Origin of the sequence: Paraburkholderia sp. CNPSo 3272 (assembly GCF_024206495.1) — a bacterium.
GTDB lineage: Bacteria > Pseudomonadota > Gammaproteobacteria > Burkholderiales > Burkholderiaceae > Paraburkholderia.
The window spans coordinates 96,296-119,266 of sequence record NZ_JAMBPQ010000008.1 but is presented as its reverse complement, the minus strand read 5'-3'; the positions used below and the strand labels follow the sequence as shown (position 1 = coordinate 119,266).

The following is a 22,971-nucleotide window of genomic DNA, read 5'->3' as shown; positions in this document are numbered from 1 at the left end:
ACCCATTCGCCATTGCTGCCGGATCTCAACCAGGAAAAAAAATGACTACCGTAATTCTGAAACCCGACGAGCCCGTGGACGTTGCATTACGCCGTTTTCGTCGCGCGATCGAGCGTACCGGGTTGATTCAGGAGCTTCGTGCCCGTACAGCCTATGAAAAACCTGCCACGGAACGCAAGCGCAAAAAGGCTGCTGCTGTGGCACGCGTGCGCAAGATGGTCAAGCGGTCCTTGCCGCCGAAAAAGCGCTACTGACCTGGTGCCAGGAATACAAGCGACCTATAGCACTGCCGTCGCTTCGATCTCGATCTTGAAGCCGAAGTGAAGCGGCCCCGTCGGCACGATTGTGCGTGCCGGCCGCGCCTCGCCCGCCCAATCCGCGTAGATCTGATTGAAGCTCGGCCAATGCTCGATATCGTCGAGATAGACGCGAACCTGTACCAGTTGCGCGATGCTGCTGCCTGCGCCTTCCAGCGCAACCGCGAGATTCGCCAGTACCTGCTTTGCCTGGACTTCGAACGACGCGTCCGTCAGCTTTCGACCCTGCAGGTCGATCGGCAACTGACCGGACACGAATACCAGTCCGTTGGCGATCGCAACGTGACTGTAGTGCCCCCCCGGGGGACGCAGGTTCACAGGGTTTTCCGTGCGCGGCAGTCGCGTGCCAGATTCATTACCAGCCATGAAAGCGGCTCCATACGGTTGTCTCGCCATCTGCCGATAGCGCGTGATACTCCGGGAACTGCGTACCCGTCGCGCAGGCATGATTGGGCAGGATACGCAGCTTCATTCCGATCGGAAAGCGTGTCGCCAGACTCGTTGTTTGCTGAGCCTCATGAGCGGGCGACAGAATGCCGTGCTCCTGGTTTGCGCCGCTCAAAACGCAGCCGGTCAACGGCGTGCCATCGAGGCCGCAGGGCAGCCCATATCCGAAGTCTTCCATCTGCCGCGAAGTCCCGCGGTCGCGGCTCATCGCCATCCAGCCTGCGTCCACAATCACCCAGTCTCTTTCCGGCTGATGGCCGATGACCGTCGTGAGCACGCTCAAAGCGATGTCATCGGTCGAGCATACGCCGATGTTGCGCATCACGAGATCGAAGAAGACGTAAACACCCGCGCGCACCTCGGTGACGCCATCGAGTTTCCCGGCGGACAACGCGGTGGGTGTCGAACCGACGCTCACCGCGTCGCAAGGCAGGCCCGCGTCGCGCAGCCGTTGCGCTGCGCGAACACAGCCCGAGCGTTCCTGCTCGGCGAGTGCAGCCAGGGCGTCAGGCGTGTGAAGCTCGTAGCTGGATCCCGCGTGCGTCATCACCCCGCCGAGCTTGACGCCGCTGTCGTGCAGGATGCGCCCGACTTCCAGCAACGCATCCTGCTCCGGTGCGATCCCGGAGCGATGCCCATCTGTATCGACCTCGATCCACACTTCGAAGGCGTGCGGCTGTCCGGCGCAAAACTTCGCGACCTCTACCGCTGCGCGCGTGTTATCCACCACCAGCTTGAGATCGCAGCCCCGTTGTCTGAGCGCCATCGCTCTTGGCAGTTTCGATGGCGCGATACTGACCGCATAGAGAATATCGGTCACGCCAGCCGCAAAGAACGCTTCGGCTTCTTTCAGCGTCGATACCGTGATGCCGTTCGCGCCGGCCGCCAGTTGCGCCCGCACGACGTCCAGACATTTGGTCGTTTTCACGTGCGGGCGAAACCTCACGCCGAGCGCGTTCATGCGCGACTGCATGCGCGCAATATTCCTGTTCATCCGCGGGATATCGACGAGGGCCGCAGGGGTATCGAGTTCATCGAGTTTCATGATTTCAGGCGTGCGAGTTGTTGTGCGCCGAAACGTCAAACCGGCTGCACCAGGGCACAAGTGCTTCCAGTGTCGGCGCCTCGATTTCAGGAGGCGGCGCACCTTCCACCAAGGGCAAGGCAACCCTGTTGTGCCAATAAGTCCGCAAGCCGACCGAGGCGGTGCCGAACATGTCGTAGCTCGATCCGGCGACGAAGCAGGCTTCCGAAGGTGCCAGGCCGAGCACGTCGAGCGCCAGGCGATAGGGCGTCGGGTCGGGTTTGTAGGCTCCCGCTTCTTCGGCGGTGATCACTGCATCCCATTTGACGGGAATGAGTCCTGCCGCCTGACGGCCAAGTCGTATCGAGCAGTTGGTTACGATGGCGATCTTGCAATGCGGTTGAAGCTGTTGCAACGCCTCGACAGCACCGCTCCACGGGGTCAGCTGTAGCCAGTCTGCCTCGAGCGCGAGTGCGGCGGATTCGGGCAAGCCCACGTGCGCCGCGGCCTCCTTTACCAGCTGTTCGTAGGCGAGATAGCGCCCGCACCCGTAGGTTAGACGCAAATACTCGGCGCGCCACGCGCGCCCCGCCTGTTCCGAGCCTGCGCAACGGTTCCAGAGCGTCCACGAGTCGAGCAGCGCAGTCAGGAGATCGAAGAGGACCGCTTTCGGATAGCCGGTCGGTACAGATGGATTGCTCATGAGCGAGGCCTCCATGCGGTTCGTTCATGGCATCAAGTATAGAGTTCGATCGGGCGCCGCGAATTCAGTCGCACGGAATCAATCATTCAGAAAGATTGAATCTCTTTTCGAGGTGTCGCAGGGCTTCTCCACGGCGGCTGTGGCCGAAACTGCGCCTGCAGATACTGCATGAATTGCCGGGTCCGGGCGGGCAGCCCGGCGCGATTGTTGGTGAGCGCGATCACATCGGCGTCGTGCGCCTTCCATGCAGGGAGCAGTCGCACGAGGCTTCCCTTCGCGATATCGCCGGCAACGTCCCATTCCGAGCGCAGAATGACGCCGCGGCCCTCACACGCCCATTGGCGTATCACTTCACCATCGTTGCAGTTCAACTTCGACGACACGCGGATGCTGCGCGTCGTGCGGCCCTTGCGGAACCGCCAGAGCGATGCATCTTCGTTGTTCTCTCGCAGCACGATACATGGCAGTTGCGCCAGATCGTCAGGGGTTTCCGGCTTTGGAAAGCGCTTGAGAAACGCGGGGGATGCACACACGAAGCGTGCATTCGGCGCAATCGCATAGCCGATCAGGTTCGACGCAGGCAGCTCGCCGATGTGAACCACGATGTCATAGCGGTCGGCCGATTCAGTCAATGGTTGATCGGTGAGCGTCAACTCGATGTCGACGTCGGGGTTGCCTTGCTGGAAGCCGGACACGACGGAAGCGAGATAGCGCCGCCCGAAACCTAGTGGCGCGCGAACCCTCACGGTGCCGACGAGCCCGCCGCGGCGCGCGCGCAAATCCTCGAACAGCGTGTCGAACTGCGTCACAAGGCGCGCGCCGCGTTGACACAGCAGCATTCCCTCTTCCGTAAATCGCAAGCGGCGAGCGGTGCGGTCGACGAGGCGGATATCGAGTTTTCTCTCGATCTGCTGCAACCGCTGCGTGACCGCTGGCGGCGAAAGCCCAAGCTTTCTCGCTGCCGCAACGAGGCTGCCGGCTTCCTGGATGGTCAGCAGGAAGCGAATGTCATTGGAATCGCTCATGTCGGTCTCGTCGCAGTTGCGGCTGCAATTGTTGTCTGCTAGACCCCGCAGCGGGAGGGACGCAGCGCTTGTCTCGCGGCGCAATAACGCCCGGTAAGTGCGCTGGATCGTGTTTGGTGAAAGCGGGTTCTCTCACGAAACCGGCTTCCGGCGGCGAACCACGGGCGAAGGCCATGCAGACATCGCAATATCAGCCATGCGCTTTAGTGTTTCCCTGCGTGCGCCATCACAGGCTTGGGCCGACATGCCTTGCACCACGGCGCCATAAAAGCGTGCGAGCGCGTCGGTGTCGGTATCCGGGGCAAGCTCGCTCTCGGCAACGGCACGGTCAAAGCGTGCCTTGAGGGTCTGCAGCCCAAGCTCCCGCCGCGCGGATACCAGCTGGGCGACAGACTCGCTCTTTTCGGCATGTTGGAGAACCGCAGTCGAAACCATGCAGCCGCGCGGCCTTTCGGGGTCGGTAAAGCGTGCCGCAGCGTCGTGCAGATAGAACGCTATCGCATCGCGCGCCGGCAACTTTGCGCCTAGCGCTTCCAGGCCCGCCTTGTTTTCACGTTCGCTGATATGGTCGAGCGCCTGTCTGTAAAGGTCCTCCTTCGAGCCGTACGTTGCGTAGAGGGACGGCGGCGGGATGCCCATGGCCTCGGTCAGATCGGCGATCGAGGTGCCCTCGTATCCGCGCTCCCAGAACAGCCGCGCAGCGACATCGAGTCCCACGTCGCGGTCCAGCAACCTGGGCCTGCCGCGTTTCCGGGCGGGTTCGCTCATTTTTATATCGATTCCTATAAAATTCGTTGACAAGGAACTTTTAGCCTTAATATTATAGCGATCACTACTAATTCAGTCATGAAAGGAGTGGTCGATGTCTGCAAAACTTTCAAACAAGGTGGCCCTGATTACTGGAGGCTCGCGTGGCATCGGCCGGGCGGTAGCGCTGGCCTTCGCTAAAGAAGAGGCTGCGCTCATCGGCGTGCACTACGGCGCCAATCAGGATGCGGCCAACGCGACTGTCCGCGAAATCGAAGCGCTCGGATCGAAAGCCGTCGCCATCGAAGCGGACCTGAGTCGCGGGAAGGAAGCAACGGACAGCCTCTGGGACCAGTTCAAGGCAGCTGCGATCGCCGCCACGGGCGAACCGCGGCTGGACATTCTCGTGAACAATGCTGGCGTGGCACCGGCCATCCCGCTGTCCCAGACGAGTGAGTCCGTATTCGACGAGATCTTGACGATCAACTTCAAGGCACCCTTCTTCCTGATTCAGGCTGTTGGCGATCACATCCGCGACAATGGACGAATTATCAACGTTTCGACGGGCTTTACGCGTGTCGCGGCTCCAACGCATCCCGCCTACGCCGCATCGAAAGGTGCCGTTGAAACGCTGACGCTGGCGCTTGCCCCTGAGTTCGGTCCTCGCGGCATCACGGTGAATGCGGTCATGCCGGGTGTGACGGAAACCGACATGAATGCGGCGTGGATCAACGTACCGGAAGCACGTGCCGGCGCAGAGGCCATGTCGGTGTTTTCACGAGTGGGCCAGCCTGTCGATGTGGCTGACGTCGTCACCTTCCTCGCATCGAATGAGGCACGCTGGACGACGGGGCAGGTGATCGACGCGACGGGCGGTGCCCGGCTATAGGCATTCCGTCTCGCCGAGAGTGCTGTCGCCGTGACCGACTTCGAGGTAGCGGCGGCGATAGTGCTCACCTTCGAACGCGACCAACAAACGCCCCGCGCCGCGTTTCTGCTATGCGTAGCGCTTTGCTTCCTCCAGCAATTCAGGTGTCCCGATCACTGCATTGAGGCCGTCGAAATCGAGCATCCTTGTGCGCCAGTCGGCGGTCGATCCCGACGCGCGCAGCGTGGCGTAATACTCTTGCAGCGTGTGCGCCACCGCGCGCGCCGTGCCGCCCGGGAAGATCACGATGCCAAAGCCGAGTTCGGCGAGCGCCGACACGCTTTGCACCGGCGTCTTGCCGCCTTCGACCATGTTCGCGAGCAGCGGCACGCGGCCCGCGAAGCGCGCGCTGGCCGTTGCCATTTGCTCCTGCGTGCGTAGCGCTTCGATGAAAAGCGCGTCCGCACCGGCTTCGAGGTAGTGCTCCGCGCGCTCGAGCGCCGCTTCGAGTCCTTCCACGGCCACGGCGTCCGTGCGGGCGAGGATCAGCGTGCGCGGGTCGCGGCGTGCGTCTACCGCGGCGCGCACCTTGCCAGCCATTTCCTGCACGCTCACCACGCTTTTGCCGTCCAGATGCCCGCAGCGCTTCGGGAAGGTCTGGTCTTCGAGCTGGATCATCGCGGCGCCGGCGCGCTCGAAGCCTCGCACCGCGCGCTTCACGTTGAGCGCGTTGCCAAAGCCGGTGTCGGCGTCGACGATCACAGGCAGTGCGACACGATCCGCAATGCGCGCGAGCGTGTCTTCCACCTCGGGGTACGTGGTGAGGCCTACGTCCGAGCGGCCAAGCCGCGTATAAGCGATCGAGGCGCCCGAGAGATAAAGCGCTTCGAAGCCCGCTTGCGCGGCGATCAACGCGGAAAGCGCGTCATAAACGCCGGGCGCGAGCAACACCCCTTCGCCAAGCCGCGCGTTGAGTGAGGGCGATGTCGTCATGATCTGGATTCCTGTTCATTAAATATTGTGCGATGTGCGATTACGGTTTGCGCCGCGATATGACCGCCCGCGACCGCCGAGAGCAGGCCGTTGCCGGAGAGGTAACGTTGCCCGCGCATCCACGTCTTCGGCGGTTTTCAGCGCGCCGGCGGCCTCAGCTTCGCAGAAGTCTGGAAAGGCACGCGCGAGCGCGAGCGTCTGGGCGCCGAACACGTTCCACGCCACGCCGCGCGGTTGGGCAAGCACGTGAACGGCCGCTTCGGAATAGCCGTGCGTCTCGACATGGCGCAGGCCGGTCGTGCCCGGCAGCCCGCGTTTGACGATAGGCGCGCTCATGTGGCGAGCCGGCCCGCGAAGGCCTCGCAAGGGGTGATGTCCGTCACGGTGCGCAGATCGGCTAGCGCCGCATCGTGCGCCGTTGGCGTCGACGCCGCGCAGCCGTCGGCTAGCACGAGCACGCGATACTCGCGCATGTGCGCGTCGCGCGCTGTGCTGGCCACGCCGCCGTTGGTGACGATGCCGCACACCGCCACGGTGTCGATGCCCGCGCGGCGCAGCAGCCAGTCGAGCTGCGTGTTGAAGAACGCCGAGTAGGCGACTTTCCACACGCTTGCGTCGACGTATTGGGCCAGTTCCGGCACGGTGGCATGACCGGCGGTGCCGGCCACGAAATCGCCGCGCGCAAGGAATGGGCGCAGTTGGCGCAGGTGCGGCGAGATCATGGGCTCGCCGTTGGCGTCAGGCCACAGCGTGAACTGGCTCGCCGCCACATAGCCGCCCGCCGCCTTGAGCTGGCGGGCGAGAGGTGCTACGCGTGCAGGCAGCGCGCGGGCCTCGGGCGCCACCGCGCCGGCGCTATCGTAGGCGCCGCCCGCGCCAATGAAGTCATGCTGCAGATCGACGATCACGAGCGCTGTGCGCCGCGCGTCGATGCGGATGTCGTGTGCTGTCATGGCGTGTCCTTCAGATCGCTTCGCGTGTGATGAGGAGGTTGCCGAGCGCATCCACCCGGGCGCTAAAGCCCGGCTCCAGCCAGATGGTGGTGTCCGACTGCTCGAGAATGGCGGGCCCGCTCACGGCCGCGTCCGCGGGCAGTGCGAGACGCTCGTAGCGCGTGGCTTCCCACCACTGGCCCGCGTGATAAACCTGCTGCGTGCCGAGCGGCGCGGGCATGTCTTCTGCCTGCGGTGCGAGCAAGGCGAGGTCGAACTTCGGCCGCACGCCGATCCGCGCATAACGCAGGTTCAGAATGCGCACGGGAATGCCGTCGAGTGCGCGCCCGAACGCTTCGCGATAGATCGTCTCGAACGCGCGCGCGATGCCCGCGCGATCGAGCGTGTCGCGCGTCACCGGCACGCGCACGGTGTGGCTCTGCCCCACGTACAGCATGTCGAGTTCGATGCTCTCGCGCACCGCCTCGAAGCGCGCGCCGGCCGAGTCGAGGCGCTGCTGGCACGCCTGCGCCATGGCCTCGACGCGTGCGTTCAGATCGTCGACATCCAGCGCGGCGAGCGGCTGGTTGAGCGTCTGGACGCCGTCGTGGCGCATGTCGGCGATCACGCAGCCGAGCGCCGAGGTCACGCCCGGGTAGCGCGGCACGATGCCCGTGGTGGTGCCCACCTCGCGCATCATCGCGCACACATGCAGCGCGCCGCCGCCGCCGAAGGGCATGTAGGCGAACTGGCGCGGGTCGTGCCCGCGCTCGATCGAAACCAGGCGAATGGCGCCCGCCATACGCGCATTGGCGACGGTAAGAATCGCTTCGGCGGCGGCGTGTACGTCGAGACCGAGCGGCGCGGCAACGTGCGTGCGGATCGCTTCGGCTGCGCGTTCGCTGTCGAGCTTCGCGAGCAGGCCGCCGCCAAGCGGGCGGTCGGCGGCAATGCGCCCGAGCAGCACGTTGGCATCCGTCACGGTGGGGCGGGTGTTGCCGCGGCCGTAGCAGGCTGGGCCGGGAATGCTGCCCGCCGACTCGGGGCCCACCTGGAGCAGGCCGCCCGCGTCTACGGAGGCGATCGAGCCGCCGCCCGCACCGATGGTCTCGATCTGGATCATCGGCGAGCGCACCACCATGCCGAATTCGATCGAAGTCTGCGCGGAGAGCGACGCTTCGCCGCCCGCCACGAGCGAGACGTCGAATGACGTGCCGCCCATGTCGCCTGTCACGACATTGGGAAAGCCCGCCGCGCGGGCGATGGCCGCACAGGCGATCACGCCGGCCGCCGGCCCGGAAAGGGCGGTGCGCACGGGCACATCGCTCGCCGTCTGGCGCGACATGATCCCGCCATTGCTTTGCACCACCAGCAATTCGCCGCCGAAGCCTTGCGCCTTGAGGTCGCGCTCCAGCCGCCCGAGGTAGCCGCCTACGACCGGTTGCAGCGCGGCGTTGAGCGTGGCCGTCGAGCAGCGCTCGAATTCGCGGATTTCAGGCAGGACTTCGGTCGCCGCCGTGACGTTGCCGTTCGGCCAGAGTGTGCGCACGGCCGCCACGGCGCGCTGTTCGTTGACGGCGTTCGCGTAGGCGTTCACGAAGAACACGCAAACGGCTTCGCAGTCCGCATCGAGGAGTGCCTGCGCGGCGGCCTTCACCTGTTCGAGGTCGACTTCGGTGTGGACGGTGCCGTCGGCGAGCACGCGCTCGTTCACCTCGAGTCGCAGGTTGCGCGGCACGACGGGTTCGAAGTCCCCGCGCAGGCCCCAGGTGGCAGGCCGGTCGCGCCGGCGCATTTCGAGCACGTCGCGAAAGCCGGCGGTCGTGATGATGCCGGTGCGCGCCACCTTGCGCTCGAGCAGCGCGTTCGTGCCCACGGTGGTGCCGTGCACGATGGTCGCGATGGCGCGCGCGTTGCCGTCGCCCACGTGCTCGATGCCGTTCATGAAACCGCGCGCCTCTTCGCCCCGCGTGGAGGGCACCTTGACGATGCGCGCCGCGCCGGCGGCTTCGTCGAGGACGAACAGATCGGTGAAAGTGCCCCCGACGTCGACGCCGACGACGAGCGGCGCTGCCGCGTTGATTGCTGCGTTCATGCCTTTCGCTCCTTGCTGCCTTGTGTTCCGGTTATGCCGCTCGTGTCGCTTTCGTCGTTCGCCGGCCGTGTCACGTAACCCATTGCCCGGTCATGGCGGCGCGCCGCCGCGCTGCGCTGCGCCGGATTGCCATAGCCCCCGCCGCCCGGCGTTTCGAGGCGTACGCGCTCGCCGCGCACGAGGCTGATTCCCAGCATCTTTGAAGCCATGGGCGGGCTGTGCCATTCCCCCTCGTGCTGATAGCGAAACACGTTGGGCACCGAGGCCTCGCCGCCCGCGATGCCCTGCGGCGCCGAACGGCCGCGCTCGCCGAACACGAAAGCCTGTGCGCTCTCTTCGAGCAACTCGATCTCGTAGATGGCGCCGAGGCCGCCACGGTGCTCGCCGTCGCCCGCTGAGTCGGGGCGCAGCGCCCACTGCGTGAAGCGCACGGGGTACGCGGCTTCGAGAATCTCCACGGGCGGAATCGTCGCCGTCGAGATCGGGGCGTTGCCGTGCGAGAGGCCGTCGCCGTCGGCGTGTCCGCCGTGGCCGCCGCCGAAGAAGCTGAACATGACCCAGCGCTGACCCTTGCGTTCCCCGTCGCTGCGGTAGCCCGCGATCGACAGCGCGTTGATGGTCCCGTACGCCTGGGCCATGGCGCGCTCGGGCGCGGCCTTGGCCATTGCGCAGAAGATCACGTCGATCATGCGCAGAATGGTTTCGGTGTAGCCGCCCACCGGGCGCGGGCGCTGTGCCGAGATCAGCAGGTCGTCGGAGAGTGCGAAGTCGACGGCGTCGAGCACGCCTGCATTCGCTGGCACGTCGGGGAACAGGTGCTTGAGCGCCACGTAGCACGCCGCAATCGCCGTGGCGCGCGAGATGTTGACCGGCCCGAGGCAAGCGGGCGAGGTGCCCGCGAAGTCGAGCGTGAGCGTGTCGCCGGCCACGCGCATGGTGAGCGCGATGGTGAGCGGCTCGTCGCGCACGCCGTCGTTGTCGAGCGTGTCCTGGTAGGTGTATTCACCGTCGGGCAACGCGGCAATATGCGCGCGCATGAGCTTCAGGGCGCGCTCGCGCAGCAGGCGGAGCGCGTCTTGCACCGGGGCGTCGCCATATTCGTCGAGCAGATCGGCAAGGCGTTTCGCGCCGAGTTCGAGCGCGGCGAGCTGGCCGTTCAGGTCGCCCCACAAGCTATCGGGCAGGCGCGTGTTGGCCTTGAGAATCGCGAGCACGTCGGGCTCGAGCATGCCGCCGCGCACGATGCGCACGGGGGGAATCTGTACGGCTTCCTGCCAGCATTCGGTGGCGGCCGGGTTGTAGTTGCCCGGCACCGCGCCGCCAACATCGTGCCAGTGCGCGGCCGAAGCGAGGTAGCAGTACAGCTTGCCGCCGCGAAACACAGGGCGCACGAGTTTGAAGTCGTTTGCGTGCGTGCCGCCTTCGTACGGATCGTTGAAGAGCCAGACGTCGCCCTCGCGCATGCCGCCGCGTTCGGCGGCCGCGCGCGCGGCCGCCTGCACGGCGAAGGCCATCGCGCCCACGAACACGGGCAGGCCCGACTTGCCCTGCACGAGCGTCGCGCCGCTCGCGGCGTCATAGATGCCGTGGCAGGCGTCGTGAGCCTCGGCGATGATCGGATTGAAGGCGCTGCGGTACAGGGTCGCGTCCATTTCGTCGGCGATCTGTTCCAGCCGGCCTTTGAGGACCGCAAGGGTGACGGGATCTAGCATGGTGAAGCTCCGTTGGATTTCGGATAGCGCTGCTTGAGCAGATTCAGCAGGCCGCCGGCGTCGACCATGTCGAGGAGGAACCCCGGCACGCTTTCGCAGGCAAGGCGGCTGCCGTCGGCGCGTTCGATGTAGCCTTCGCGCGGTGCCAGCGCGAGGGATTCGCCCTCGGCAATGCACGGCGCGTCGGCGCAGGTGAGCAGCAACAGCCCCACGTTGAAGGCGTTGCGGAAAAAGAGACCGCTGAACGACGGCGCGATGACCGCGCGGATGCCGAGTTGCACGAGGGCGGCAGGGGCTTGCTCGCGCGAGGAGCCGATGCCGAAGCCGGGTCCCGCCACGAGCACGTCGCCTGGCTGCACGTTGGCGGCAAACTCGGGGCGCACGCGTTGCAGGCAGTGGCGCGCGATCTCGTCGATGCCGAATTTCATGTAGGCGCCGGGCGCGAGCGCGTCGGTGTCGATGTCGGCGCCCACGCACCAGGCGCGATGACACGTGTCGAGCGCCGCGGCGGTGAAAGAAGTTTGGATTGCGAAATTCATTGGCTGGCAAGCATCTCGCGCGCGTCGGCGATACGACCTGTGAGCGCGGCCGCGGCGACGGAGTAGGGGGACCCCAGGTAGACCTGGGCCGTTTCGGCGCCCATGCGCCCCTTGAAATTGCGCGCCGTGCTCGAGAGCACGATAGCGCCTTCGGGAATCGAACCGCCGTAGCCGGCGCACGCGCCGCACGAATTGGCGAGCACCTGGGCGCCCGCTTCGCGCAGCGCGTCCATCACGCCTTCGCGCGCCGCCTGCGCTTCGTCGCGGGCCGAAGCGGGCGCGACCACGAAGCGCAGCCCGTCGGCCACGCGGCGGCCCTTGAGCACGCGGGCAGCGGCGCGCAGGTCTTCGAGCTTCGCGCCCGTGCAGGCACCCAGGTACGCAACGTCCACGGCCACGCCGTCGAACGCGTGCACGGGTTGCGTGTTCGCGGGGCTATGCGGCGCGGCGATCTGCGGGACGAGCGTGCTCGCGTCGAAGCAGTGGACTTCTGCGGCGGCGCCTGGGTCGCCTTGCCAGCGCACTACGTCGATCTCATCTGTCACGCCAACCGAGCGCAGGTAGTCGATCGTCACTGCGTCGGGGGCGACGAGGCCGACCTGCGCGCCCAGCTCGGCGCTCATGTTCGAGAGCGTCATGCGCTCCTGCATCGAGAGCGCGCGCACCGCCTCGCCGCAGAACTCGATCGCCTGGTAGCGCCCGCCATTCATGCCGAAGCGGCCGATCATGTGCAGCATCATGTCCTTGGCGGTGACGCCATCGGCTAGCCGGCCTTCCCAGCACATCCGGATCGTTTCGGGCACCTTCACCCAGATCTCGCCCGACACCGCCACGCCCAGCATCTCTGTGCTGCCGATGCCGAACATGTAGGCGCCGAACGCGCCGCCGGTGGGCGAGTGCGAGTCGCCGCCCACGCAGAACATGCCGGGGCGCAGATGGCCGTGCTCGGGCAGCACGACGTGGCAGATGCCCACGGAGTCATAGACGTTGGGCAGCGCTTGCTGCGCGGCCCAGTCTCGCGCAACGCGCACGATGCGGCGCGATTCGTCGTCCTGCGCGGGGACGTAGTGGTCGAGCACGAGCACGACTCTCGATTTGTCCCACAGCGTTGCGCCGAGCGTGTCGAGCATGGGCTGGAGGCGGCGTGGCCCGCTCGAATCATGGAACATCGCCAGGTCGACGCGGCAGGTGACAATTTCTCCTACAGCCACCGTGTCACGGCCGCACGCCGCGGCCAGCAGTCTTTGAGTCAGCGTTTGCATGTCGAAAATTGTTTACGTTCCGGAAGAGACCGGGAAAATGCAGCATGAAACCATGAGCGTGACTCCGGAAGGTTCACGAGGTTTGGACGGTCAAATCTTCGCTAACCGAAACTTTGGCGTCGACGTCGCCGACGCGGGAAAGCTGCAACTGGTACTGGTAGCGATCCGGCCGGTAGAGGCCTTGCAGCAGTTGAACCGGACGCTCCTGGCTATCGCGCACGAGGCGCGTGACGCAGAGCAATGCGGAACCCACCGCCACGTCGAGATGGCGGGCGATCACGGCATCGGCCAGACGGGCCCGGATGGTTTGCGTGCTGGCGCCCAGTTCGACGCCCGCTTCCTCTAGCAAGACCAGCAGGGGCTTGCGTTCGAGCGCCTTTCGGCTGATCGGGGCGAGACCGGCCGGCACGTGCGTGGTGATGTGCGAGATCGGCCCGGCTTGAGCGCTACGCACGCGAATGCTTTTATGAACGAGTGAGCCCGCTTCGAGTGAAAGCGCTTTGGCGACCGCATCGGTTGCATGCACAACGGAACTGTCGATTACATTCACGCGCGTGCGTAGACCCATCGTGACGATGTTGCCAAGCAGGCCGTTCAAGTGGGCGGTTTCGCGAGAATCCTCCGGTGTCTTGCCATCCCCTGCGTGGCGGGCCTGACGCAGCGGCCAGGTTCCCAGGCCGGGCCGGCGCATGATCAGCCCATCGGCTACCAGCATTTCGAGCGACTTGCGAATGGTGATGCGGCCCACGCCGAATTGATCGGCGAGATGATGTTCTCCGGGTACGCCGTCGCGGTCGAACCGTCCCTCCTGCAATTGCTCACGCAGGATGAGATAGATCTGGTGATACTTGGGCAGGGGAAGAGACATATCCATGAACGGCATTCTCGAAGTGTCGTATTGTTCCGTCAACGGAACAAACCACGTCGTGAATTGTTCTATCGGGAAAACACTTAAACGGTGTTGAGTGGATGCGTTAAGAAACTGTCCTTGGTGCGGCGTTGACGCTGCACCAGGACTCTCTTGCCTCACTTATCGGACACGGAAAGTTGGTGCATGCGAGAGGCAAGCACGGCGAACCAGCCGGCTACGATCAGCGGGACAGCGAAGCAGGCAAAGGTAATCCACAGCGGCAGCTTCGCGGCGAGCAGCGCGCCACCGACCATCGGGCCAATGATCGCACCGCCGCGGCCAATGCCCACGGCCCAGCCAATGCCCGAACTGCGCACGCGGGCGGGATAAAGCTGCGCCGAGAGCGAGTAAAAGGCGCTGAAGCCCCCTTGAAGGGTGAAGCCGAGTCCGAACGCGGTGATGAGGACAAAAGCGAGCGACAGCTGTTGCGCGAAGATCATCATCAAGACCGCGCACACCATGAAAAAGAGGGCGATCAGCTTGCCAATCGAGCGGCGCACGGCGAGCCAGCCGATGGCGAGGTCGCCGACCACGCCGCCCAGATTGAAGATGCTGCCCGACCATAGTGCGTTGGCTTGCGTCAGGCCCGCTACCACCGCGATCTTCGGGATCCAGCTCGTCACGAAGTAGAGGACACCGAAGCTCAGGAAGGTGGAAATCCAGAGCGCGATCGTCGCCTGACGCAATTCCGGCGCGAGCAGGTCGCGCGGCTTTGGCAAATTGCCTGCCATGGCGCGCGGCGGCAGCACCGGGAGTTCAGACCATCCCATGCGCCGGCGCAGGCTATTGCTGAGCGCCAGCGCTCCGGCCGGCTGGCGCGATTCGAGGAACGCCACGGATTCCGGCAGCAGCACCCAGATGCAGGGCAGCAGCACGGCACTGATTGCGCCCGCGCCGATGAGGGTCGCCTTCCAGCCAAACGCCGGGATCGTGTAGATTGCGACCACCCCCGTGGCGACGGCCCCGATCGGGTAGCCGGCCTGAAAAATGCCTACGGCAAGCGAGCGGCGTCCGGCCGGAGCATACTCGCTGACCAGCGCGGCGACGCTGGCGAGCAGCGTTCCAAGTCCGATCCCGGTTAGCGCACGCAGCGCGGAAAACACGACGATGCTGTTGGCGAAGCCGCTGCCTACCGCGCCGATCGTCATCAGGACCAACGCCAGCAGGACGATTGGCCGCCTTCCCAGGGTATCAGCGAAGGGGGCGACTACGACGCAGCCGACCAGCATGCCGGCCAACCCCGCGCTGAACACGACGCCGAGTGTCGCAAACCCGACGTGCCAGTCGGCCGCCATCGCCGGCGCGATATAGGACATGATGAGCAGGTCCATGCCGTCCAGCGCGTTGATGACCGTGCAGATCGCCACAACGAGGATCTGGAGCGGGGTCCAGCGGGACGTGTGCAATTGCTCCCCTTGCTGCAGGCCGGGATGCGCGTCGTTGGTGGAGATCGTTGCGCTCATGAGCTTCCTCCGATAATTTCTTTCCCTGAAATCGCGTATCGTCGCGATGGAAAGAAGTGAAAGCAGTTTTATTTAATGTCCACGCAAGTGCGTGGGGGATGCCAGTCAGGCGAACCTGCGCCGCGACAAAAGACGATCCGCCTGACTGGATTAATTGCTTCGTACTGCGTAGAAAGAAGGTGTGTGTTTAATGCTTGCTCACGATTTTCAGCCTCGGTCCAGGCGGAAAGCGTGGGAAAGGAGAGAGGCTTGTCCTGTGAAAATCATTCTCGATGTGCCATATTGCTTCGTCAATGGAACAAAGAATGTATTGAAATGTTCTATAGGGAAAACAACTAGACTGGAATGCCCGCGCGACGCCGTGGCGATGCAAGATCGAGTCGCGTCAGATATCAAAGGACTACTTAGTTAGTCCGGGAATGAAAGAGCGCGGAAGCGTTGGGGCAGGCAGCTATTCGCTCACTGAAATTTTGGCGTCGATGTCGCCAACGCGTGAAAGCTGCATCTGGTATTGATAGCGGTCCGGCCGATACAGGCCTTGCAACAACTGTACGGGGCGTTCGTTCACGTCGCGCACGAGACGGGTGACGGCGAGCAGCGCCGAGCCGACCGCCACGTCCAGGTGCCGTGCGACGTTTGCGTCGGCAAGCCGTGCGCTGACGGTTTGCGTGGCGGCGCCCAGTTTGACGCCGGCCTCTTCGAGTATCACGAGCAGCGGCTTGCGTTCGAGTTCCTTGCGGCTGATCGGCGCGAGGCCGTGCGGCACGTGGGTCGTAATATGGGAAATCGGGCCCGCCGGGGCGCTGCGCACGCGAATGGACTTGTGTACGGGTACCCCCACTTCCAGGCCGAGCGCTTCGGCAATCGCTTCGTTAGCATTGACAACGGTACTGTCGATCACCCGCACACGAGTGCGCAAACCCATGGTGAGGATATTGCCGAGCAAGCCGCTGAGATGCGCTTTTTCGCGCGAAGTATTGGGCGTCTTGCCGCCGCCGGTGGGCCGGCCTTCATGGAGCGGCCAGGTGCCTAGCCCCGGGCGGCGCACAATGAGGCGATCCGCGACGAGCATTTGCATCGCCTTGCGTATCGTGACGCGGCCCACGCCGAACTGTTCGGCCAACTGGTGCTCACCGGGCACGCCGTCGCGATCGAACTGCCCCTCCTGCAACTGTTCACGCAGGACGAGGTAGATCTGGTGATACTTCGGCAGGGGCAGAGACATATCCATGGCGTAGATTCTCGAAGTGTCATATTGTCCCGTCAATGGAACAAAATGCGCATGGACATATTCTGTGGCGAAAACCCCTAAAGGTCCCTGCCGTAATCCAAAAATGCCACCGGCAGCCGCTTGCGCGCTGCACGATGGCCTTGTACATGCAGAAGGCACGCATGACGTCGCAGGCGCAAGTCATGCGGTACCGCTTGTGGGAGAGGCGAGTGCCTAGAAGCGGTGACGCAGACCGACGTAGTAGCTCATCTGGTTGTCGTTGCCGTTGAGCTTCACGCCATTTCCACCGGTCCAGTTCGTTGTCGTGGTGCCGAACAGGCCCGACCAGCCGCCGTCCACGCGGTCATAAGCCGTGGCGAAATAAATATCGGTGCGCTTGGAAAAGAAGTAGTCGACCACGCCGTAAAGCGTTTGCCGCTTGCCACTGAAGTTGCTCGCTGTCGTGTTGTTGTACATGTACGCTCCGATCAGCTGCCACGCTGGCGCGGGCGTGTAGCTCGCGCCGAGTGTGAAGAACTGGTCGCGCCGCGCCTGCGAGAAGACCGAGCCCATAGCGGCCACGGTTGTGGGCGTGGCGGCCGTGCTCATGTTCGTGATCGAGGCGTAGTCGGTGCCGCCGTTGGTCACATCGAATCCAGCATCGCGCTGGCTCCGCAGATAGTCCACGTGCAGTTTCAGCGCACCGAGCGAGACCTTCGCGCCGAGCGACCAGGTTTTTGCCGAGCGGCTTTGCGAATCGTGCGTTTGCTGAAGTTGCCCGGTGAAGACGTTGTCGCCACGCGTGTACGAGAGGCCGCCTGAAGCCGACGAGCGCGCGGAGTTGTGCCCCGCGACGCCACCAAACGCATACTGCAGATTCACGCCTAGCGGGCCGAACTTCTTCGTCCAGGTGAGCGCGTTGTCGTAACGCTGACCGGTGAGGAACACGAGCCACGAGTTGGTGGGCGGCGCGCCGATAAAAATCGGATCGACATTGGAGATGGCCACCACCGCGCCGGTGTACTGGCGACCCATATCGATCTCACCCCACGCGCCCTGCAAACCCACGAATGCCTGGCGGCCGAATAGCTGTCCCTGCTGATCGAAGGTTCCCTTGTTTGAATTGAAACCGTTTTCGAGCACGAAGTGCGTTTTCACGCCGCCACCGAGATCTTCGAAACCCTGCAAACCAAAGCGGCTCGCGGAGAGAAAGCCTTCGCCGGCCTGGTTCATCGAAACGACACTGCGGCCCGATGGGGCGGCGTGATTTTGGACGACGATGGCAGATTCGATGACGCCATAGAGCGTCACGCTCGACTGGGCCATTGCGGGAGCGGCACAGGTAGCCAAAAGCACGGTGACACCTGCCACGACTGGCGTGTTGCCTGAGATTCGATTCATGTTCTTTTACGCCTGGGTGGGAAAATGCGTGAATAAACGCCGTCGCCGCCATTTGCGTTGCGCGCGGGCGCGCAGCCGCGACGCGTGCCGGAACACGCATCGACGGTGACTAATACATATCAGCGGAAATCGGGCAGCGAATGGCGCGCAGACCGCGCGCGAATCATTCGCGTTGAACGCGAGCGATTAAATGAGAACGGAGCAAAGACATGAGAAACACCGTGAAAGTCATTACGGTTGCGACTCTATGAGGGCCGATATGTAGCGTCAATGGAACAAACGCGCTGGGGAATGTTCTATCGGGCAAATCCCTGGAATTTGTCCATGCGTGGTTTTGCGGGTAATCGGACGGCTTCGATGAGTTATCCGAAAAAAATGAATGCTTTCGAACGGCTAAAGCATCGGGATCTATCGAGCTGACGTCGGCAGGTAATGGCCGACTTCTGCCCGATGTGGTGGCGTGCGGGCTGACTCGCAGTGAAAACTTGACTGCTGAAACTGACAGGCCGAGAGAGGTCGCGCAGGATCTTCCCGGATTGCGTCACGCAAGGAATAACGGCCAGTTCCACTCTGTCTGGTAAAGCTTCGACGTGTTCACTGGGTCGTCTCTGCCCGGTTCCAGCGCTTTCAGTGGTGTTCCGGTTCTCCATGACCGGTTATCGTTGGTAGTACGAACAGGCGTTCATCCCATACGACCGGCTGCGCTTCGGATACGACGATTCGCGTGGCGTCCGGATGGGCGGGATTTACCAGCGCGTTTGACTCGGCCCGTGCGACTACCGAAGGCACGATCAGGACCGCGGAGCGGCATTCCTCCAGCCAGCGGTTGCCGAATTCACGCGCGATTTCAGTGGATGGCCCGTCCCATCCGGCAGGCAGTGTGCCGGGGGAGTGCCTTTCGACGGCAAGATCATCAGGAACCTGCGCCTCGACCCAGACGTGTGTCTTCGGGACTTTGCCGATCCGTGCGTGCACAAGTACCTCGAGCATGGCTCCCGCGAACGTGAGCGCGCCGTAGATCACTGGACGGCCGGGGCTGTTGAAGCGACCGCCAACGAGCATGGCGCCCGTGCCGCTCCACAGCGGATGCCGCCTGTCGGCAATGCGGAAAATCCTCATCAGGCCGGTAGCCCGTAGAAGAGCTTCCAGAGGAGTTCTTCCACGCGCCGCGCACCCAGCTCGGTCAGGGCAACCTCAAGGGGCACGCGCCCCTCCAGCAGCGGGTGGGGCGTGGCAAGAAAGGTGCGTGCGTCCGCCGGATCGTCCCAGACGTAGGCCGCGCTCGCATAGACCCGCGCGAGGCGCTCTGTCTTCTCCGATTCATCAGGTGTCAGCCTGTCGCGACGGCGCTTGTAGGTTGCCTCGGGGACAATGCGTGCCTGCAGCGCGCGCCTCGCCTCCGCGGTCAGGGCGACCTGTTCGACGCCGTTACGCAAGGCGGATTTGGGCAGGCCTTCTGCGACCTGCGCCTCGAGTTCGGCGATCGAATGGGGTACCGGACTGAGTCCCATGACTGCAGCGATCTTCTCGGGGGAAACGAGTTGCATGCGTGCTCCCGTCGTAAATCAAATGAGCCTCCATTATAGCTCATTTGAGCTTGTCGCAACGGAGGGCGATTATCCGGTTTCCATCGCAGCAAGCTCAAGCCCGCTGCCGCCCCACACAACGACATGCGCTGACGACCGCTGCGTACCGGGGAGAGCTGTCGGCGCCCTGACTGCAGGCTCGCTGGTTGCGCGGGGCGCACATGGGCAGGCACGAGCGGACTCATACGAAGCATGAAAGAACGAGCAACAGTGGTGTGCTGGCAGCGAGGACGGATTCTCCTCGTTGAACGGGGACGGTCGAGATGGTCGCTGCCGGGCGGCACGATCCGGCGTGCAGAGTCGCCGGCGGACGCTGCTGCGCGTGAACTCAACGAAGAAACGACGCTCGAGGGCTGCGAGCTCACATATCTGTTCCAGTTCGGCGGGCTCAACAAGCGGCACCACGTCTTTTTCTCCGTGCTGGGCGACGACGCGAGGCCGGCGCCGAGCAACGAGATTCTCAGGTGCCGATGGTTTCGTCCCCGGAAGGTATCCACGCTGATTACCAGCGTGCCGACACGGGAAATCGTTAGTCTCCTGTTCGGTCACGCAGCGGAGCAAGCCATGCTCGTCCGCGCGTAACGCGTTGTGCCGCAGCGCGGCCTCGTCTCCCCCAGCCCCGTCCAGCTGCGAATCCAGACGTCAATCAGGCGCACCGCCGGCAACTATCGGGCGGGCCGATGAATGAGATCGCAAATTGCGAGTTTTTCTATTTGCCGCTCATTTATACGATATTCATTGTCGGCACAGAGTTTGTGCAGCTGCACCGCAAGCGCATCTGGAGGAGCGATGGAACATCAGCCCCGCACGCAGAATGAGAAGCTCGAGGTCAAGACCACGACATGCTACATGTGCGCGTGCCGCTGTGGCATACGCGTGCATCTTCGCGACGGCGAGGTTCGTTATATCGATGGCAACCCCGACCATCCGCTTAATCAGGGTGTGATCTGCGCAAAAGGCTCGTCGGGCATCATGAAGCAGTATTCGCCGGCGCGCCTCACGCAGCCTCTGCTGCGCAAGCCGGACGCCTTGCGCGGCACCGCTCAGTTCGAGCCCATCTCCTGGGAAGCCGCGTTCGACATGCTGGAAAAGCGCCTCGCGCATTTGCGCGCGACCGACCCGAGGCAATTCGCACTCTTCACGGGCCGCGACCAGATGCAGGCGCTCACAGGCTTGTTCGCCAAACAGTTCGGCACCCCAAACTATGCGGCGCACGGCGGCTTCTGCTCGGCGAACATGGCGGCCGGCATGATCTATACGATGGGCGGCTCGTTCTGGGAGTTCGGTGGACCGGACCTCGACCGCGCGAGGCTGTTTTTCATGATCGGCACGGCGGAGGACCATCATTCGAATCCGCTGAAGATTGCGATTTCGAAGTTCAAGCGCGCGGGCGGCCGCTTCGTCGCCATCAATCCGATCCGCACGGGCTACGCGGCAATCGCCGATGAATGGGTGCCGATCCGTCCCGGCACGGATGGCGCGCTGTTCATGGCGCTCATGCGTGAGCTGATCGAACGGAATGCGTACGACCGCGAGTTCGTCGAGCGCTATACGAATGCCGGCGAACTGCTCGATATGCGCGCCGACAGCGATACGTACGGCCTGTTCGTGCAGGACCCGGCAGTTGAACCGCGCAATCCGCTCTTTCCGCAGAACCATCTGTGGTGGGACGCCGCGAGCCAGCGCGAAGTGCCGCATCACGCGCCGGGCGTGCGCCCCGCGCTTGAAGGGCGCTATACGCTCGCAGACGGCACGCCCGTCGCGCCGTCGTTCGAGTTGCTGCGTGAGCAGGTTGCCGACTGCACGCCGGAGTGGGCGGCGCAGATCACCGGCATTTCCGCAGCCACGATCCGCCGGCTGGCCCAGGAAATGGCCGATGTCGCGCGCGATCAGAAGGTCACGCTGCCGATTCAGTGGACCGACGCCTGGGGCGAGACGCACGAATCCGTGACGGGCGCGCCCATTGCCTTTCACGCCATGCGCGGGCTCGCCGCTCATTCGAACGGCTTTCAGTCGATACGCGGGCTCGCCGTGCTGATGTCGTTGCTCGGCACCATCGACCGGCCCGGCGGTTTCCGGCACAAGTCGCCGTATCCGCGCGCCGTGCCGCCCTCGGCGAAGCCGCCCAACAGCCCCGACGACGTGAAGCCGAACACGCCGCTCGCGAACGGTCCGCTGGGCTGGCCCGCCGCGCCCGAAGATCTGTTTATCGACGCCAAGGGCGAGCCCGTGCGCATCGACAAGGCGTTTTCGTGGGAGTACCCGCTCGCCGTGCATGGTTTGATGCATAGCGTCATTACGAACGCGTGGCGGGGCGACCCGTATCGCATCGATACGCTGTTGATCTTCATGGCCAACATGGCGTGGAATTCGTCGATGAACACGATGGAAGTCCGCAAGATGCTCGCGGACAAGCACGAGAACGGCGAGTACAAGATTCCGTTCATCGTGGTGTGCGATGCGTTCCAGTCGGAGATGACGGCCTTCGCCGACCTGATTCTGCCCGACACGACCTACCTCGAACGCCACGACGCGATGTCGATGCTCGACCGGCCCATTTCCGAGTTCGACGGTCCGGTGGACTCCGTGCGCGTGCCCGTCGTCCCGCCGACGGGCGAATGCAAGCCGTTCCAGGAAGTACTGGTCGAGCTGGCAAGCCGCCTGAAGCTGCCCGCGTTCACGACGCCCGAAGGCACGCGCAAATACCGCGACTATCCGGACTTCATCATCAATCACCAGACGGCGCCGGGCTCGGGCGTGGGCTTCCTGATCGGCTGGCGCGGCAAGGAGGGCGACAAGGCGCTGGTCGGCGAACCGAACCCGCGGCAGTGGGAAGAGTACGCGAAGCACAACTGCGTCTACCACTACACGCTGCCCGAGTCGCTGCAATACATGCGCAACTGCAACGGGCCGTACCTGGACTTCGCCGTCGAAAAGGGTTTTCGCAAGTTCAACGAGCCGATCGTCATCGCACTCTACTCGGACGTGATGCAGAAGTTCCGGCTCGCCGCGCAGGGCAAGACCAAGGGCCGGCAGCCGCCCGAGCATTTGCGCGCGCGCATCGAACAGTACTTCGACCCGCTGCCGTTCTGGCATCAGCCGCTCGAACACGATACGACCGATCACGCGCAGTATCCGCTCGCGGCCGTCACGCAGCGTCCCATGGCGATGTACCACTCGTGGGACTCGCAGAACGCCTGGCTGCGGCAGATTCATGGCGAGAACTATCTATACATGAATCCGCGCACCGCGGCGGCACAGGGCATCGAGGACGGCGGCTGGATATACGTGGAATCCCAATGGGGCAAAGTGCGGTGCCTCGCGCGCTACAGCGAAGCGGTCGAGCCGGGCACGGTCTGGACGTGGAACGCCATCGGCAAGTCGGCGGGCGCGTGGAATCTCGGACCCGACGCCAACGAGTCACAGCGCGGCTTCCTGCTGAACCACCTGATCGCCGACGAGATTCCCGTCAAGCGCGCCGATCACACGCGCACCTCGAACTCCGATCCGATCACGGGGCAAGCCGCGTGGTACGACGTGCGCGTGCGCATCTACCCGGCGGAGGCTCACGCCGACCACACTCTGCCGCAGTTCGCCGCCATGCCCGCGCTGCCCGGCTCCGTCGGCGCAGGGGCGGGGGCAGGGGGCATCATCCATCGCGTCGTGCAGACGTATTTCGCCGGGCGCGGCGAGTTTGCCGCGCGTCTTGTGAAAGCCGCGCAACGCAAGTGAAACGG

Annotated in this window: 21 protein-coding genes and 1 pseudogene; 4 read left to right on the top strand and 18 right to left on the bottom strand. The window is 64.1% G+C overall.

Going from position 1 to position 22,971, the window contains the following annotated elements; translation table 11 throughout:
• Positions 1–41: 41 nt before the first annotated feature.
• Positions 42–254 carry a 30S ribosomal protein S21 gene (gene rpsU, locus M3I53_RS12930; protein WP_254316309.1) on the top strand — a complete coding sequence of 71 codons (213 nt, stop codon included), beginning with the start codon at positions 42–44 and terminating at the stop codon, positions 252–254.
• A 24-nt stretch (positions 255–278) separates the two neighbouring features.
• Here the strand turns inward: rpsU and M3I53_RS12925 are convergent, their stop codons facing one another.
• From M3I53_RS12925 to M3I53_RS12905, 5 genes are all read right to left on the bottom strand, one after another.
• Positions 279–683, bottom strand: coding sequence for a RidA family protein (locus tag M3I53_RS12925; protein WP_254316308.1), 405 nt, complete (start codon positions 681–683; stop codon positions 279–281).
• Positions 673–1,809: a DSD1 family PLP-dependent enzyme gene (locus tag M3I53_RS12920; protein ID WP_254316430.1), complete on the bottom strand. Its 1,137-nt coding sequence runs from the start codon at positions 1,807–1,809 to the stop codon at positions 673–675. The genes M3I53_RS12925 and M3I53_RS12920 overlap by 11 nt, the downstream gene beginning before the upstream one ends.
• A 4-nt stretch (positions 1,810–1,813) precedes the next feature.
• Entirely contained in the window at positions 1,814–2,506 is a 693-nt protein-coding gene (locus M3I53_RS12915; RefSeq protein ID WP_375542516.1) for an HAD-IA family hydrolase, read from the bottom strand.
• A 71-nt stretch (positions 2,507–2,577) separates the two neighbouring features.
• The gene (locus M3I53_RS12910; RefSeq protein WP_254316307.1) at positions 2,578–3,516 is read right to left on the bottom strand and encodes a LysR family transcriptional regulator; all 939 of its coding nucleotides are present in this window, start codon (positions 3,514–3,516) and stop codon (positions 2,578–2,580) included.
• Positions 3,517–3,648: 132 nt separating this feature from the next.
• Positions 3,649–4,284, bottom strand: a complete 636-nt coding sequence (locus tag M3I53_RS12905; RefSeq protein WP_254316306.1) for a TetR/AcrR family transcriptional regulator — start codon at positions 4,282–4,284, stop codon at positions 3,649–3,651.
• A gap of 94 nt (positions 4,285–4,378) precedes the next feature.
• Between M3I53_RS12905 and M3I53_RS12900 the strand changes: the two genes are divergently transcribed.
• Positions 4,379–5,152, top strand: coding sequence for an SDR family oxidoreductase (locus M3I53_RS12900; protein WP_254316305.1), 774 nt, complete (start codon positions 4,379–4,381; stop codon positions 5,150–5,152).
• Positions 5,153–5,260: 108 nt separating this feature from the next.
• Here the strand turns inward: M3I53_RS12900 and M3I53_RS12895 are convergent, their stop codons facing one another.
• The 13 genes and pseudogenes from M3I53_RS12895 to M3I53_RS12835 all read right to left on the bottom strand — a co-directional run bounded on the left by M3I53_RS12895 (position 5,261) and on the right by M3I53_RS12835 (position 19,195).
• Positions 5,261–6,124: an oxaloacetate decarboxylase gene (locus M3I53_RS12895; RefSeq protein ID WP_254316303.1), complete on the bottom strand. Its 864-nt coding sequence runs from the start codon at positions 6,122–6,124 to the stop codon at positions 5,261–5,263.
• Positions 6,125–6,232: 108 nt separating this feature from the next.
• A pseudogene (locus M3I53_RS12890) lies at positions 6,233–6,409 on the bottom strand (3-ketosteroid dehydrogenase); the annotation flags it as partial.
• A gap of 47 nt (positions 6,410–6,456) precedes the next feature.
• A complete protein-coding gene (locus M3I53_RS12885) occupies positions 6,457–7,077 on the bottom strand; it encodes a cysteine hydrolase family protein (RefSeq protein WP_254316302.1) in 621 nt (206 codons plus the stop codon).
• Positions 7,078–7,087: 10 nt separating this feature from the next.
• A complete protein-coding gene (locus tag M3I53_RS12880) occupies positions 7,088–9,151 on the bottom strand; it encodes a hydantoinase/oxoprolinase family protein (protein ID WP_254316301.1) in 2,064 nt (687 codons plus the stop codon).
• A complete protein-coding gene (locus M3I53_RS12875; protein ID WP_254316300.1) occupies positions 9,148–10,863 on the bottom strand; it encodes a hydantoinase B/oxoprolinase family protein in 1,716 nt (571 codons plus the stop codon). Before M3I53_RS12875 ends, M3I53_RS12880 begins: the two co-directional genes overlap by 4 nt.
• A complete protein-coding gene (locus M3I53_RS12870; RefSeq protein WP_254316299.1) occupies positions 10,857–11,402 on the bottom strand; it encodes a 3-isopropylmalate dehydratase in 546 nt (181 codons plus the stop codon). The genes M3I53_RS12875 and M3I53_RS12870 overlap by 7 nt, the downstream gene beginning before the upstream one ends.
• Positions 11,399–12,664 carry a 3-isopropylmalate dehydratase large subunit gene (locus tag M3I53_RS12865; RefSeq protein ID WP_254316298.1) on the bottom strand — a complete coding sequence of 422 codons (1,266 nt, stop codon included), beginning with the start codon at positions 12,662–12,664 and terminating at the stop codon, positions 11,399–11,401. Before M3I53_RS12865 ends, M3I53_RS12870 begins: the two co-directional genes overlap by 4 nt.
• 73 nt (positions 12,665–12,737) lie before the next feature.
• A complete protein-coding gene (locus M3I53_RS12860) occupies positions 12,738–13,538 on the bottom strand; it encodes a GntR family transcriptional regulator (RefSeq protein ID WP_254316428.1) in 801 nt (266 codons plus the stop codon).
• Positions 13,539–13,690: 152 nt separating this feature from the next.
• Positions 13,691–15,037, bottom strand: a complete 1,347-nt coding sequence (locus M3I53_RS12855; protein WP_254316297.1) for an MFS transporter — start codon at positions 15,035–15,037, stop codon at positions 13,691–13,693.
• A gap of 451 nt (positions 15,038–15,488) precedes the next feature.
• On the bottom strand, positions 15,489–16,268 hold the full coding sequence (locus M3I53_RS12850; RefSeq protein ID WP_254316296.1) for a GntR family transcriptional regulator: 780 nt from the start codon (positions 16,266–16,268) through the stop codon (positions 15,489–15,491).
• A gap of 213 nt (positions 16,269–16,481) precedes the next feature.
• The gene (locus M3I53_RS12845; RefSeq protein WP_254316295.1) at positions 16,482–17,648 is read right to left on the bottom strand and encodes a porin; all 1,167 of its coding nucleotides are present in this window, start codon (positions 17,646–17,648) and stop codon (positions 16,482–16,484) included.
• Between the two features lie 627 nt (positions 17,649–18,275).
• Positions 18,276–18,767: an RES family NAD+ phosphorylase gene (locus M3I53_RS12840; protein ID WP_254316294.1), complete on the bottom strand. Its 492-nt coding sequence runs from the start codon at positions 18,765–18,767 to the stop codon at positions 18,276–18,278.
• Positions 18,767–19,195 carry an antitoxin Xre/MbcA/ParS toxin-binding domain-containing protein gene (locus tag M3I53_RS12835; RefSeq protein WP_254316293.1) on the bottom strand — a complete coding sequence of 143 codons (429 nt, stop codon included), beginning with the start codon at positions 19,193–19,195 and terminating at the stop codon, positions 18,767–18,769. The genes M3I53_RS12840 and M3I53_RS12835 overlap by 1 nt, the downstream gene beginning before the upstream one ends.
• 231 nt (positions 19,196–19,426) lie before the next feature.
• Between M3I53_RS12835 and M3I53_RS12830 the strand changes: the two genes are divergently transcribed.
• Together M3I53_RS12830 and M3I53_RS12825 are read left to right on the top strand one after the other, a co-directional pair.
• Positions 19,427–19,816: an NUDIX hydrolase gene (locus M3I53_RS12830; protein WP_254316292.1), complete on the top strand. Its 390-nt coding sequence runs from the start codon at positions 19,427–19,429 to the stop codon at positions 19,814–19,816.
• 207 nt (positions 19,817–20,023) lie between these two features.
• Positions 20,024–22,966, top strand: a complete 2,943-nt coding sequence (locus tag M3I53_RS12825) for a molybdopterin oxidoreductase family protein (RefSeq protein ID WP_254316291.1) — start codon at positions 20,024–20,026, stop codon at positions 22,964–22,966.
• The last annotated feature ends 5 nt before the right edge of the window (positions 22,967–22,971 follow it).